This is a genomic window from Streptomyces sp. JH002 (genome assembly GCF_050916115.1).
Classification (GTDB): domain Bacteria; phylum Actinomycetota; class Actinomycetes; order Streptomycetales; family Streptomycetaceae; genus Streptomyces; species Streptomyces xiamenensis.
In genome coordinates this window covers 1496067-1509893 of sequence record NZ_CP087989.1, presented here as the reverse complement: position 1 = coordinate 1509893, position 13827 = coordinate 1496067, and the positions used below count along the sequence as shown (strand labels likewise).

Sequence of the window (13827 nt, the reverse complement as noted above, 5' to 3'; positions counted from 1 at the left end):
GAGTGACGGTGCTGGTGTATCGTCCCTGCCGGGGAGAGTTCAGCGGAGCAGGGGGCGACAGGCGGATGCACGGTCCATGGACGAAATGCCGACTTCAGCACGGCCGCGGTGCCACGTGGCGGGCGAGCCGATGAGTACCGGGGACAGCACCGCACCCCCGGCCGCCCCGCCACCGCGGCCCGCCCTGCTCGGCGGGCCACTGCCGCAGCTGGCGCTGGCCGCCCTGTGCGGGGCCTACGTGGTGGGCGCCGCGTTCGGCTGGGGAACGCCCCAGGCCGCCGCCTTCATGGGCGACTTCGGGCTCAGCGCCGCCGCCTGGCTCGCCAGCGGATCCTGCCTGTGGTATGCGCGCACCCGCGCCGGATCCCTGCGCCCTGCCTGGGTGCTGCTGGGGCTCTCCTCCGCCATGACGGGCCTGGGCAGCGCGATCTGGGGCTGGTACGAGGTGGTGCTGCGGGTCCCCGTCCCGCGCACCTCGGCCGCCGATCTGTGCTACCTGCTGTTCGCGCCGCTGGCCATCGTCGGCCTGCTGATGCTCGCCAAACGTCCGCTGAACCGCACCGGCTGGTTCTGTTTCGGCCTGGACGCCTGGCTGGTCGCCGGCTCGCTGCTGACGCTCACCTGGAGCGTGGCGCTGGTCCACACCGCCGAACGGCAGGGCGAGTCGGTGGCCAGGGCGGCGCTCGCCCTGGGCTACCCACTCCTGGACATCGCCCTGGTGTCCATGCTGCTGGTGCTGCACTTCCGGCGCGGCCCCGAACACCGCTCCGCGGTCAACATGGCGGTCGGCGGGCTCGCCGTCACGGTGCTGTGCGACGCCCTGTTCAGCTCCCCGATGCTGCGTGAGCACTACAGCTCGGGACAGTTGCTGGACGCCGGCTGGTTCGCCGGGTCCCTGCTGCTGGCGCTGGCCCCCTGGGTGTCGGCGCGGCCCGGGGAGGACGAGCGGCCCGGCGCGCAGGCGCCCCGGAGCACGGCCGCCGCCGACGGCACCCCGGACGCCGGAGCCACCACCGCCTCCACGCCCCCGCTCACCCCCCTCACCCCGTCCGCTCCGCTCGCCGCGGGCCCGCCCCTCGCCCCCGCGGCCTCCGTCGCCGCGCGTACGGGTGCCACCCTCCCGCAGGACGAGGACGGCGAGGGGCCGCCCGACCGGCTCGGCTCCTTCACCTCACTGATGCCCTATCTCGCCGCCGCCGTCTGCTTCCTGAGCATCCTGCTCACCTACAACACCGGCGGCGGCCGGCCGGACCCGGTGGTGGTGGTCACCGCCGCCACCGTGGTGGTGGCGCTGCTGGCCCGGCAGGGCATCACCCTCATGGAGAACACGAAGCTCACGCGCGAACTGGCCCGGCAGGAGAGTCATTTCCGTTCCCTCGTCCAGGGCTCCAGCGACGTGATCATGATCTCCGCCTCGGACGGCAAGCTCCGGTACGTCAGCCCGGCCGCCGCCGGAGTCTACGGACGGGACCCCGACCGGCTGATCGGCAAGCCGTTCCACAGCCTCATCCACCCCGAGGACGCCGACCGCGTGCTCTACGAGCTGTGCCGCTTCCTGGCCGCCGCCCCCGATGCCGAGCCGGCCACCCGCATCGAGTGCCGCATCCGGCACGGCGGCCCCGACGAACGCTGGATGCACATCGAGTCCACCGTCAACCGCCATCTCAACGGCCTCATCTTCAACAGCCGCGACGTCACCGACCGGGTACGCCTCCAGGAACAGCTGCGGCACAGCGCCTCCCACGACGCGCTCACCGATCTGCCCAACCGCGCCCTGTTCACCGAGCGCCTTCAGGCGGCGCTGGGCCAGGGCCCGGTGGCGGCCGGCGAGATCGCGGTGCTCTTCATCGACCTCGACGGCTTCAAGGCCGTCAACGACTCGATCGGCCACCAGGCGGGCGACGAACTGCTGGTCCGGGCCGCCCGGCGGCTGCGGGAGTCCGTGCGACAGGGCGATGTGACCGCGCGGCTGGGCGGGGACGAGTTCGCCGCGCTCATCACCGGGGACCCGGGCGCCGCCCCCGCCCCCCGCGAACAGCGCATGACGGAGATCGCCGAACGGGTGCGCGCCGCACTGTCCCGCCCCTACCACCTGCGCGAGGGCGAGGTGCGGGTGGCCGCCAGCATCGGCGTCGCCTTCGCCGAGCCGGGCAGCACCCCCGCCACCCTGATGCGCGACGCCGACCTGGCCATGTACCGCGCCAAACAGGCGGGCAAGGCCCGCGTCGAGTTCTACGCGCCCCACCTGCGCACCGAGGCGGTACGCCGCACCCAGCTCGCCGCACGGCTGCGCACCGCCCTGCACACCGGTGAGCTGACCCTGCTCCACCAGCCGGTCGTCACCCTGGCCGACGGCCGGATCGCCGCCCTCAGCGCCCAGGCCCGCCGGCGCTCCGCCCACGCTCCGCTGTCCACCCCGCTGGAGCACCTGCGCCCCCGCCGCGAGTACGGGCCCCCGTTCGCGCGTCTCACCGACCACCACGGCGGCGCCGACCGGGCCACGGACGTCACCCGCTGGCTGCTGGAGCAGGCCGTTGCCGAGGCCGGACGGCGGCACGCGGCGGGACTGACCCTGCCGGTCAGCGTCCGGGTGCCCGCCGGCCGGCTCGCGGACCGGTCCCTGGGCGCCGGCGGCATCGAGGCACTCCTGGCCCAGCACGACCTGCCCGCCGAGGCCCTCGTCCTGGAGCTTCCCGAGTCCGGCTCCGCGCTCGCCGCGCCCGAACTGCGCCGCCGCCTGTCCGACCTCAGCCGGCTCGGCGTGGGCATCGCCCTGGACGGCTTCGGCGGGCCCGCCACCCCGCCCGCCGTGCTGCACCGGCTCCCCGTCGACCTCGTCCGCCTGGACCGCGAGCTCACCGAAGGGCTTGTGGACTCCCCCTCCCTGCGCACCATCACCGCCGGGCTGCTGCGGATGGCCGCGGACCTGGGCGTCCACACCCTGGCCGACGGCGTCGACCACCCCGACCTCGCCGCCACGCTGTGTGCCCTGGGATGCAGCCACGCCCAGGGCCCGGCCTTCGGCGAGCCCCTGGATCCGATCCGCCTGCACCGGCTGCTGGAGAGCGGCCGGCCGCCCCGGCCGTCCGGCGCGGCCACGGAGCCGGCCGCCGGTCTGGCCGCCGTTCCGGCCACCTTTCCGGCGCCCCGGCTGCACGGCCGCGCCGACCCGACCGCCGCTGGGCCCGCCCCGTCCCCGGTGGCGCCCACATAGTGAGACGTGGATTCCGCCCACTTGACACAGGGCCGCCCATAGGGGGAGGGTCATCACCATGCAGACCCGAATTCTCGTACTTGGACGGCGCGTCGGCTGACCCCGGGACACCCCCCGCGGACCAGCGACGCGCTCCCCTCGCATGCCATCCGGCACGGGGGGTTTTTTGTTGCACCGATACCGAGACCCGCACCCGCACCAGCGCATCACCCTCATCTCCGAGAAGAGAATGTCGATGACCGAACAGGCCACCGGGGCCCCCAAGCCGCAGCCACGGGCCCCCCGTGGCGGCAGCCAGCAGCCCGCCGCCACCGTCGAGCACGTCACGGGCGCCCAGGCGCTCATCCGCTCTCTCGAAGCGGTCGGCGCGGACACCGTATTCGGCATCCCCGGCGGCGCGATCCTCCCCGCCTACGACCCCATGATGGACTCGACCTCCGTGCGCCACATCCTGGTCCGCCACGAGCAGGGCGCGGGCCACGCAGCCACCGGCTACGCCCAGGCCACCGGCAAGGTCGGCGTGTGCATGGCCACCTCGGGCCCCGGCGCCACCAACCTGGTCACCCCCATCGCCGACGCCTACATGGACTCGGTGCCGCTGGTCGCCATCACCGGCCAGGTCGCCAGCTCCGTCATCGGCACCGACGCCTTCCAGGAAGCCGACATCTGCGGCATCACCACGCCCGTCACCAAGCACAACTTCCTGGTCACCGACCCCGCGGAGATCCCGCGCACCATCGCCGAGGCGTTCCACATCGCCGCCACCGGCCGCCCCGGACCCGTCCTGGTCGACATCGCCAAGGACGCCCTCCAGGCCCGCACCACCTTCAGCTGGCCGCCCGCCATCGACCTGCCCGGCTACCGCCCCGCCTCACGCCCGCACGCCAAGCAGATCCGCGAGGCCGCCCGGCTGATCTCCGAGGCCAAGCGCCCCGTGCTGTACGTCGGCGGTGGAGTCCTCAAGGCCGGCGCCGCCCCCGAGCTGCTGGCCCTCGCCGAGCAGACCGGCGCCCCCGTCACCACCACCCTCATGGCCCTGGGCGCCTTCCCCGACAGCCACCCCCAGCACCTGGGCATGCCCGGCATGCACGGCTCGGTCGCCGCGGTCACCGCGCTCCAGAAGTCCGACCTGCTGATCACCCTCGGCGCCCGCTTCGACGACCGCGTCACCGGGCGCAGCGACTCCTTCGCCCCGCACGCCAAGGTCATCCACGCGGACATCGACCCCGCCGAGATCGGCAAGATCCGCATCGCCGACGTGCCGATCGTGGGTGACGCCAAGGACGTGCTGACCGACCTCGCCGCCGCCCTGCAGGCCGAGACCGAGGCCGGCCACCAGGGCGAGGCAGCCGCCACCCGCTACCGCGAATGGTGGCAGCTGCTCAACCGCTGGCGCGAGACGTACCCGCTGGGCTACGACCTCCCGCAGGACGGCTCGCTCTCCCCGCAGCAGGTCATCGAACGCATCGGCGCGCTGGCCCCCGAGGACACCATCTACACCTCGGGCGTGGGCCAGCACCAGATGTGGGCCGCCCACTTCCTCGCCTTCGAACGCCCCGGCACCTGGCTCAACTCCGGCGGCGCGGGCACCATGGGCTACGCCGTCCCCGCCGCGCTCGGCGCCAAGGCCGGCCGCCCCGAGTCCACCGTGTGGGCCATCGACGGCGACGGCTGCTTCCAGATGACCAATCAGGAACTGACCACCGCCGCCCTCAACGGCGCCCCCATCAAGGTCGCCGTCATCAACAACGGCGCGCTGGGCATGGTCCGCCAGTGGCAGACCCTCTTCTACAACCAGCGGTACTCCAACACCGTGCTGCGCGACGGCCCGGGCGCCGACCCCACGGCCACCAGCCAGGGCACCCGGATCCCCGACTTCGTCAAACTCGCCGAAGCCATGGGCTGCGTCGGACTGCGCTGCGAGACCCCCGAGCAGCTGGACGCGGTCATCGAGAAGGCCAACTCCATCAACGACCGCCCCGTCGTCGTGGACTTCATCGTCCACGAGGACGCCATGGTCTGGCCGATGGTCGCCGCCGGAACCTCCAACGACGAGGTCATGGCCGCCCGCGGGGTGCGCCCGGACTTCGGCGACGGGGACGACTGACCGACGAGAGCCACCGCCGTACAGGTAGAGGAACGAAGCCACTCATGTCCAAGCACACGCTCTCCGTCCTGGTCGAGAACAAGCCGGGGGTGCTCTCCCGCATCACCGCCCTGTTCTCCCGCCGCGGATTCAACATCGACTCCCTCGCCGTGGGCACCACCGAACACCCCGAGGTGTCCCGGATCACCATCGTGGTCAACGTCGAGGCCCTCCCCCTGGAACAGGTCACCAAACAGCTCAACAAGCTGGTCAACGTCCTGAAGATCGTCGAACTCGACTCCGCGTCGGCGGTCACCAGGGAACTCGTTCTGGTGAAGGTCAGGGCCGACAACGACACCAGGTCCCAGATCGTGGAAATCGTGCAGCTCTTCCGCGCCAAGACCGTCGACGTCGCACCCGAGGCCGTCACCATCGAGGCCACCGGCAGCAGTGACAAACTCGAAGCCATGCTGCGCATGCTGGAGCCCTTCGGCATCAAGGAACTGGTGCAGTCCGGCACCATCGCCATAGGACGCGGAGCCCGGTCCATCACCGACCGGTCCCTGCGCGCCCTGGAGCGATCCGCCTAGCGGGAACCGGTCCGTACAGCGAGATCCGCACCCATCCCATCACCGCACCACCTACGGTGGACGCACGCCGCGACCGCCGCAGCAGGAACAACAAGGAGAAAACCGAAGTGGCCGAGCTGTTCTACGACGACGACGCCGACCTGTCCATCATCCAGGGCCGCAAGGTCGCGGTTCTCGGCTACGGCAGCCAGGGCCACGCCCACGCGCTGTCCCTGCGGGACTCGGGCGTCGACGTGCGCGTCGGTCTCCACGAGGGCTCGAAGTCCCGTGCCAAGGCCGAGGAGCAGGGCCTGCGCGTGACCACCCCCGCCGAGGCCGCCGCCGAGGCCGACGTCATCATGATCCTGGTCCCGGACCCGATCCAGGCCAAGGTCTACGAGGAGTCCGTGCGCGAGCACCTGAAGGACGGCGACGCGCTGTTCTTCGGCCACGGCTTCAACATCCGCTTCGGCTTCATCAAGCCCCCGGCCGGCGTCGACGTGTGCATGGTCGCCCCCAAGGGCCCCGGCCACCTGGTGCGCCGCCAGTACGAGGAAGGCCGCGGCGTGCCCTGCATCGCCGCCGTCGAGAACGATGCCACCGGCAACGCCTTCGCGCTCGCGCTCTCCTACGCCAAGGCCATCGGCGGCACCCGCGCCGGCGTCATCAAGACCACCTTCACCGAGGAGACCGAGACCGACCTGTTCGGTGAGCAGGCCGTGCTGTGCGGCGGTGCCTCCGCGCTGGTGAAGGCCGGCTTCGAGACGCTGGTCGAGGCCGGTTACCAGCCGGAGATCGCGTACTTCGAGTGCCTGCACGAGCTGAAGCTCATCGTGGACCTCATGTACGAGGGCGGCCTGGGCAAGATGCGCTGGTCCATCTCGGAGACCGCCGAGTGGGGCGACTACGTCACCGGCCCGCGGATCATCACCGAGGACACCAAGGCCGAGATGCGCCGCGTGCTGGCCGACATCAAGGACGGCACCTTCGCCAACAACTGGATGGCGGAGTACAACGCCGGTCTGCCCAAGTACAACGAGTACAAGAAGGCGGACGAGGACCACCTGCTGGAGACCACGGGCCGTGACCTGCGCAAGCTGATGAGCTGGGTCGACGACCAGGACTGAGCGGATCGGCACGGCCGCGGCGGAGGTCCCACCCCGACCCCGCCGCGGCCCGCCCCGTTCCTCCTCGTGTCGCCCCGTACCACCCCCCGTTCGCGGGGATTCGCTCGATCGAGCGGCCGCCCCGGCCAACCCGTCCCGTGGCGGCACCGCGCCGAATACACTGCACCCAGCACCAAGCGCGTCACAGGCTCACAGCGTCGTGCGTCTCCACGCGGCTGCCTACTCCACCGCCTCGGCCGTCGGGACGCGGCCTTCCGCAAAGGACAGTGAGACCCAGTGAGCAAGCCCGCCGTACTCATCGCCGAAGAGCTTTCCCCCGCCACCGTCGAAGCGCTGGGCCCGGACTTCGACATCCGGCACTGTGACGGCGCGGACCGCGCACAGCTGCTGAGCGCCATCGCCGATGTCGACGCCATCCTCATCCGCAGCGCCACCAAGGTCGACGCCGAGGCCATCGCCGCGGCCCGCAAGCTGCGGGTGGTCGCCCGCGCCGGGGTCGGCCTGGACAACGTGGACGTGGCCGCCGCCACCAAGGCCGGCGTCATGGTCGTCAACGCCCCGACCTCCAACATCATCACCGCCGCCGAGCTCGCCTGCGGCCTGCTGGTCGCCACCGCGCGCCACATCCCGCAGGCCAACACCGCCCTGAAGAACGGCGAGTGGAAGCGCAGCAAGTACACCGGCGTCGAACTGTCCGAGAAGACCCTCGGCGTGGTGGGCCTGGGCCGCATCGGTGTCCTGGTCGCGCAGCGGATGGCCGCGTTCGGCATGAAGATCGTCGCCTACGACCCCTACGTGCAGCCCGCCCGCGCCGCACAGATGGGCGTCAAGCTCCTCCCGCTCGACGAACTCCTGGAGATCTCGGACTTCATCACCGTCCACCTGCCCAAGACCCCCGAGACGCTGGGCCTGATCGGCGACGAGGCGCTGCACAAGGTGAAGCCCTCCGTGCGGATCGTCAACGCCGCCCGTGGCGGCATCGTCGACGAGAGCGCCCTGCTGTCCGCCCTCAAGGAGGGCCGGGTGGCCGGCGCCGGCCTGGACGTCTACTCCAGCGAACCCTGCACGGACTCCCCGCTGTTCGAGTTCGACAGCGTCGTGTGCACCCCGCACCTGGGGGCCTCCACCGGTGAGGCCCAGGAGAAGGCCGGCATCTCGGTGGCCCGTTCGGTCCGCCTGGCGCTGGCCGGCGAGCTGGTCCCGGACGCGGTCAACGTGCAGGGCGGTGTGATCGCCGAGGACGTACGCCCCGGGCTGCCGCTCGCCGAGAAGCTCGGGCGGATCTTCACCGCGCTGGCGGGCGAGGTCGCCATGCGGCTCGACGTCGAGGTGCGCGGCGAGATCACCCAGCACGACGTGAAGGTCCTGGAGCTCTCCGCGCTCAAGGGCGTCTTCGAGGATGTCGTCGCCGAGACGGTCTCCTACGTCAACGCCCCGCTGTTCGCGCAGGAGCGCGGCGTGGAGGTGCGGCTCACCACCAGCTCCGAATCGCCCGACCACCGCAACCTGATCACCGTGCGCGGCACCCTCACCGGCGGCGAGACCGTGGCGGTCTCCGGCACCCTGGCCGGCCCCAAGCACCAACAGAAGATCGTCGGCATCGGCGAGCACACCGTGGACCTGGCCCTCGCCGACCACATGGCCTTCCTGCGCTACACCGACCGCCCCGGCGTCGTCGGCACCCTCGGCCGCATCCTGGGCGAGTCCGCGATCAACATCGCCGGGATGCAGGTGGCACGCGCCGAGGAGGGCGGCGAGGCCCTCATCGCGCTCACCCTGGACGAGACCGTCTCCACGCAGGTGCTCGCGGAGATCGCCCAGGAGATCGGCGCCACCTCCGCGCGCGGCGTCAACCTCACCGACTGACGGCACGGACCGGCCGAAAGCACACACCGCGGCGCGGCCGGCGGGCCACACCGGCCCGCCGGCCGCGCCGCGCGTGATCAGCCGTTGGGGAGAATCACCGCGCGGCCCTTGATCTTGCCCTGGTGCAGACGTTCATAGGCGCGCGGCGCCTCGTCGAGACCGTAGGTCTCCACCGTCACCTCGACGGCGCCCGCCCGCGCCAGTTCCAGCACCTCGATCAGCTCACCGCGGCTGCCCCAGTACGGCGCGGAGACCGTCACCTCGAACGCGGTGGAGCCGATCCCCACCGGCAGGGCACCGCCCGCGATGCCGACGATCGTCACATCCGCCTCCACCGCCGCCATCGCCCCCGCCGCCGTCACGGTGGGCTGCGCCCCCACGAAGTCGAACACCGCCTGGGCCCCGAGGCCACCGGTCAGCTCCCGTACCTGTTCGGCCGCCCGCTCGTCCGACAGCAGCGCCTCGTGCGCCCCCACCTCCCGCGCCAGCTCCAGCTTCTCCCGCGCCACGTCCAGCGCGACCACCCGGGCCGGGCTCAGCGCCCGCAGCAGCTGGATGGCCACATGGCCGAGCCCGCCGGTGCCGATCACCACCGCCGTGCTGCCGGGCACCAGTTTGGGCAGCGAACGCTTGATGGCGTGGTACGGGGTCAGGCCGGCGTCCGTCAGTGGCACGGTGGTCACCGGGTCCAGATCGCCGAGCGGCACCAGGAAGCGGGAGTCGTCGATCAGGAGGTACTCCGCGATGGCGCCGGGCGCGCCGAGCCCCGGCGGGAAGATCCCCAGCTCGGCGGCGCGGGTGCAGTAGTTCTCCTTGCCGTGGGCGCACTTGGCGCAGCGACCGCAGCCCTGTGGCCCGTACACGGCGACCGAGTCGCCCTCGGTGAGCCCGGTGACGCCCTCGCCGAGTGCCGCCACCACCCCCGCGCCCTCGTGGCCGAGCGTCTGCGGCAGCGCGTAGGGAAAGTTCTCCGCCGGCCACTCCATGACGGCGATGTCCGAGTGACACACCCCGGCCGCCGACACCTTCAGCAGCACCTGTCCCGGCCCCGGCTCGGGGTCGGGAACGGTGACCACCTGCGGCGCGGCACCGATCTCCCGGTACTGCACGGCTCTCATGCCGGACCTCCTCGACTGCGCCGGACCCGTCCTCCCACGGTCGGGCCGGGCGCGTACCGGCGCAACCCGTACGGACGCGCACGGGCCCGCGCCGCCCGTGGGTCACCGGGGCGGCGCGGGCCCGTGGGGGGCGTCAGCCGCCGGCCAGCTCGAAGGCGTACTCGGGGGAGAACTGCCCGGCCGGCCCGGCGCAGCCGTCCAGCTCACCGGGGCGCTTGATCCACAGGTAGGCGTCCACCCGCGCGCTGCCGGTGTTCACGGTCGGGCTCTCGCCGACCAGCCGCCCGACCGGGTCGCACCACTCGCTGCCGCGCGGCCCGTTGCCGTTGCGGCTGGTGTCGATGACGGCCTGGAGAGCGGGGTCGCCGAGTTGCCCCAGGACCGCCTCGGCGAACGCCGTCTCGTCCGCAGTGGTGTGGTAGTTCGAGGTGTTGGTGTAGATGCCGTCGCCCTGGGCCACCGCACCGGCGTCGCGCAGCCGCTGGGCGATCACCGAGGGGCTGTGCCAGCCGGAGTGCCCGGCGTCGAAGTACACCCGCGCCTGCGGGTTGGCGGCGTGGATGATGCCGGCCGCCTCGCCGAGCGCGGAGAACCGCTGGGCGACCTGGCTCTCGTCCAGGCAGTCGGTCAGCGCGATCGCGTCCGGCTCCAGGATGACCACCACGGGATCCGAGCCGAGGCCGGCCGCGAAGCCCTGCGTCCAGCCGAGGTAGCTGGGGAAGTCGGGCGCGCCGCCGCCGGAGGCGCCGCCGCAGTCCCGGTCGGGCAGCACGTACGGCACCAGGACCGGCACCTCGCCGGCCGCCGCGGCGGGGCCGGTGACCGCGGCGACGTCCTGGGTCACGGAGTCCGGCTGGTAGGTGGCGAACCAGATGCCCTGCGGCTGGTCGGCGATGCGTTCTTCGATCAGCTGCCGCCGGGCGTCGCCCGGGTTGGCGGCGACCCAGTCGTGGACGGCGCCGGGGTGGTTGTGGAAGACGGTGCCGGCCGGCAGCCCGGCGGCGTCCTCGCGCGGTGTCTCCTGCGGCGCCGTGCCCTGGGCCGGGGCGAGCGGGCCGAAGGACAGCAGACCGCCCAGGGCCGCGGCCGCGGCGGCGAACAGCAGCCGGGGCCGGGTGCGGGAGCGTGCGTGGGGGGTGTGGGGGGTGCGCACGTGAATCGTTCCTCTCACAACGAGGGGATGGAAGGGGGTCACGGTGGGGGACGCGGGGCGATGGGAGCGCTCCCAAGGCCGCTGTCGAAGCTAGCGGCTCGGGCGGCTTCCGTAAACCGTGCCCGCAGCCCCTCCCGGCGAACGCGCTGCGCCGTCCGGGTGGCCGGCCGGGCGGGGCTGGCCGCGCGGCGCCGGGGCGCGCCCGATCATGGGCCTGCCGGAGTGCCGAGATCTGGGGAGTGACGCATCGTGACCACCACCACGCGGCGCGGGGCGCGCGCTCTGCGGGCGACGCTGCTGCTTCCCCTGCTGCTGACCGCCTGCTCGTCCTCCCCGGGGGACACCGACCGGGTCGCCGAGGAGACCAGCGCCTCCCCGAGCCCCGCCCCGTCCCCGTCCATCGACCCGGCGGACTTCGTCGACGAGATCGACAACCCGTACCTCCCGCTGGCCCCCGGCACCGGCCACCACTTCGACGGCAGCTGCACCCACGGGAACCAGACGATGGAGACCGAGGTGACCCAGGACCGCGAGAACATCCTCGGCGTCTCGACCCTGGTGGTCCGCGAGCGGCAGCACTGCCAGGGGGAACAGCCCACCGAGCTGCGGCACTTCTACGCCCAGGACGAGGGCGGCAACGTCTGGTACTTCGGCCGCGACACCGGCACCGCGCACGGCAGCTGGCGGGCGGGCATGGACGGTGCCCAGCCCGGCGTGGTCATGCTGGCCGAACCGATGGTGGGTGAGATCTACCAGCAGCAGTTCGCCCCCGATGTCGCGGAGAACGAGGCCAAGGTGGTCAGCCTGAACGAGGACCTGGCGATCAGCCTGGGGCGGTTCAGCGAGGTGCTGAAGATCCGGGAGACCAGCCGGCTGGACCCCGAGGTGATCACCGAGAAGTACTACGGCAAGGAGCTGGGGCTCATCCGCTCCCAGCGGGTCCAGGGCGGCGACGACAACCTGGAGCTCGCGGACATCACCGGCGTCGACTGACGGACGGCCCCCCGTCGGCCGTCACCGCGCGCAGCCAGGCTCCGACGCCGGCGAAGTCCGCAGCCGTGAGGCCCACCCCGGCGTCGACACGGTGGAGCAGCGCGGGCCCCGGATGGTGCGCCGCCACCCACTCCCGGTCGCGCCAGGTGATCTCGTCGTCCAGCCAGACGAACGGCCGCCCGTTCGCCGTCCCGACCAGTGTCCGGGTCTTCCAGTGCAGAGGACCGGTCCCGGGCTCCCGTGACGCGTCCGGCAGCTCGCACACGGGAAGCTCCGGCAGGCCCAGCAGCGGAGCGATCACCTCGTTGGCTTCCTCCATCCATGTGGTGGCCCACACCAGCACGCAGGGCAGCTCCAGCAGCCGCCGGCCGTCCGCCCGGTCGAGCTTGGCCAGCTGCGGATTGCCCGGGTGAGGCAGGTCCTGCCACCCCTCCCCGGCCGGTGGCAGCCGGTCCCCGCCGAAGGGCAGGAGCGTTCCGTCGATGTCCAGGAAGAGGAGCGGGAGCCCCGGGTGCTCGGTCATCGCCGCACGGTACTACCGGCTCCCGCGCCGGGCTGTCCGCCGCCGGAGGCGGACCGCGCGGACCGGCCCGCGGCCGTCACCCGGCGTCCCGCAGGCGGGCCGCCTTCAGGGCCAGGTGGAGGAGGAGCCGGTGTTCGCCGTCGGCCAGGTCCAGCCCGGTGAGTGCCTCGACCCGGGTGAGGCGGTAGTAGAGGGTCTGCCGGTGTATGCCCAGGGCGGTGGCGGTGCGGGCGGGGGAGCCGGCCTGGTCCAGGAAGATCTCGGCGGTGCGGGCCAGCTCCCGGTGGGCCGGGGCCAGCAGCGGTGCCACGGCCGGGTCGGGGGCGGCCGGCGGAAGGGTGGTGAGCAGCCGGTAGGGGCCGATCGCGTTCCAGGAGGCGACGGGTCCCAGCGCCGGTTCGGCCCGCGCCGCCCGCGCCGCGCCCAGCGCCTCCCGCCAGGCGGCGGGCAGCTCCGCCGCCACCGCGCGGTCCGCGCCGATGCCCACCGCCGTCTCGGGCCCGCTCAGCCGCCCGGCCACCGCCCGCGCCGAGGCCGGACGGACCAGCGCCGCCAGGGTGCCCTCCAGCGGGCACAGCGCCAGCGCCCCGGGCAGCGCGGGGGTGCCGTCGTTCCAGGGGAGCGCCGCGACCATGGTGAGCGGCCCGGTGCCCGCCGGGCCGAGCGCCTCCGTCAGTTCCCCGGCCGCGGCCTCCCGTTGCGGAGAGGTCAGCAGGGTGTGCAGCAGCGCCCCGAGCCGGCCGCCGAGCCCGGCCGAGCGGGCGAGCAGGCTGCCGATGCGTTCCGCCGTGGCCTGGGCATCGGCCAGCCGCACGTCGGTCAGCTCCAGCGCGCCGTCGTCGACCAGCCAGATGTACCCGTACACCACCCCGTGGTGCCGGGCGGGCAGACAGATCCGCCCCGTGCGCACCCCGGCCGCCGGGTCGGGCGGGATGCGCACCGGGCCGCGCGCTCTGGCGATGCCGAACCGCTCGAACCAGGCCCGTACCTCCACCGAGGAGCGCCGGTGCAGGATCGAGCGGGTGCGCACCGGGTCCATCACCCGGTCGTCCGCGCTGTCGTGGGCACCGAACGCGATCAGCGCGAAGTCGCGGCCCTCCAGCGTCGCCGGGGTGCCCAGACGTGCCGAGACCTCATCGATCAGCTCCTGGTAATCGGGTTCCACCCGGCCTACCGTC

The 13827-nt window shown here is 73.0% G+C and carries 10 protein-coding genes; 6 read left to right on the top strand and 4 right to left on the bottom strand.

Translation table 11 applies throughout. The features are described 5' to 3' along the window. The first annotated feature begins 130 nt into the window (after nt 1–130). From H7827_RS06375 to serA, 5 genes are all read left to right on the top strand, one after another. Nucleotides 131–3214, top strand: a complete 3084-nt coding sequence (locus tag H7827_RS06375; protein WP_432743305.1) for a putative bifunctional diguanylate cyclase/phosphodiesterase — start codon at nt 131–133, stop codon at nt 3212–3214. 235 nt (nt 3215–3449) lie between these two features. Further along, nucleotides 3450–5321 (top strand): acetolactate synthase large subunit, encoded by a 1872-nt coding sequence (locus tag H7827_RS06370; protein ID WP_386539470.1) that lies wholly within the window; start codon nt 3450–3452, stop codon nt 5319–5321. Nucleotides 5322–5365: 44 nt separating this feature from the next. Beyond that, a complete protein-coding gene (gene ilvN / locus H7827_RS06365; protein WP_019434252.1) occupies nt 5366–5890 on the top strand; it encodes an acetolactate synthase small subunit in 525 nt (174 codons plus the stop codon). 107 nt (nt 5891–5997) lie between these two features. Then, on the top strand, nt 5998–6996 hold the full coding sequence (gene ilvC / locus H7827_RS06360) for a ketol-acid reductoisomerase (RefSeq protein ID WP_030738882.1): 999 nt from the start codon (nt 5998–6000) through the stop codon (nt 6994–6996). Between the two features lie 276 nt (nt 6997–7272). After that, nucleotides 7273–8862, top strand: coding sequence for a phosphoglycerate dehydrogenase (gene serA / locus H7827_RS06355; protein WP_030738885.1), 1590 nt, complete (start codon nt 7273–7275; stop codon nt 8860–8862). A 77-nt stretch (nt 8863–8939) separates the two neighbouring features. Here serA and H7827_RS06350 read toward each other — a convergent pair whose 3' ends face one another. Both H7827_RS06350 and H7827_RS06345 read right to left on the bottom strand, forming a co-directional pair. Next, the gene (locus H7827_RS06350) at nt 8940–9980 is read right to left on the bottom strand and encodes an NAD(P)-dependent alcohol dehydrogenase (RefSeq protein WP_386541423.1); all 1041 of its coding nucleotides are present in this window, start codon (nt 9978–9980) and stop codon (nt 8940–8942) included. 133 nt (nt 9981–10113) lie between these two features. Beyond that, nucleotides 10114–11133 carry a glycoside hydrolase family 6 protein gene (locus H7827_RS06345; RefSeq protein ID WP_432743302.1) on the bottom strand — a complete coding sequence of 340 codons (1020 nt, stop codon included), beginning with the start codon at nt 11131–11133 and terminating at the stop codon, nt 10114–10116. Nucleotides 11134–11382: 249 nt separating this feature from the next. Here H7827_RS06345 and H7827_RS06340 point away from each other — a divergent pair, with 249 nt between their 5' ends. Next, nucleotides 11383–12126, top strand: a complete 744-nt coding sequence (locus H7827_RS06340) for a hypothetical protein (protein WP_432743300.1) — start codon at nt 11383–11385, stop codon at nt 12124–12126. Here H7827_RS06340 and H7827_RS06335 read toward each other — a convergent pair. Both H7827_RS06335 and H7827_RS06330 read right to left on the bottom strand, forming a co-directional pair. After that, nucleotides 12110–12649 (bottom strand): HAD domain-containing protein, encoded by a 540-nt coding sequence (locus H7827_RS06335; protein ID WP_432743298.1) that lies wholly within the window; start codon nt 12647–12649, stop codon nt 12110–12112. The two genes, H7827_RS06340 and H7827_RS06335, sit on opposite strands and share 17 nt — an antisense overlap. A gap of 76 nt (nt 12650–12725) precedes the next feature. Continuing rightward, a complete protein-coding gene (locus H7827_RS06330; RefSeq protein ID WP_386541417.1) occupies nt 12726–13814 on the bottom strand; it encodes a PucR family transcriptional regulator in 1089 nt (362 codons plus the stop codon). Nucleotides 13815–13827: the final 13 nt, after the last annotated feature.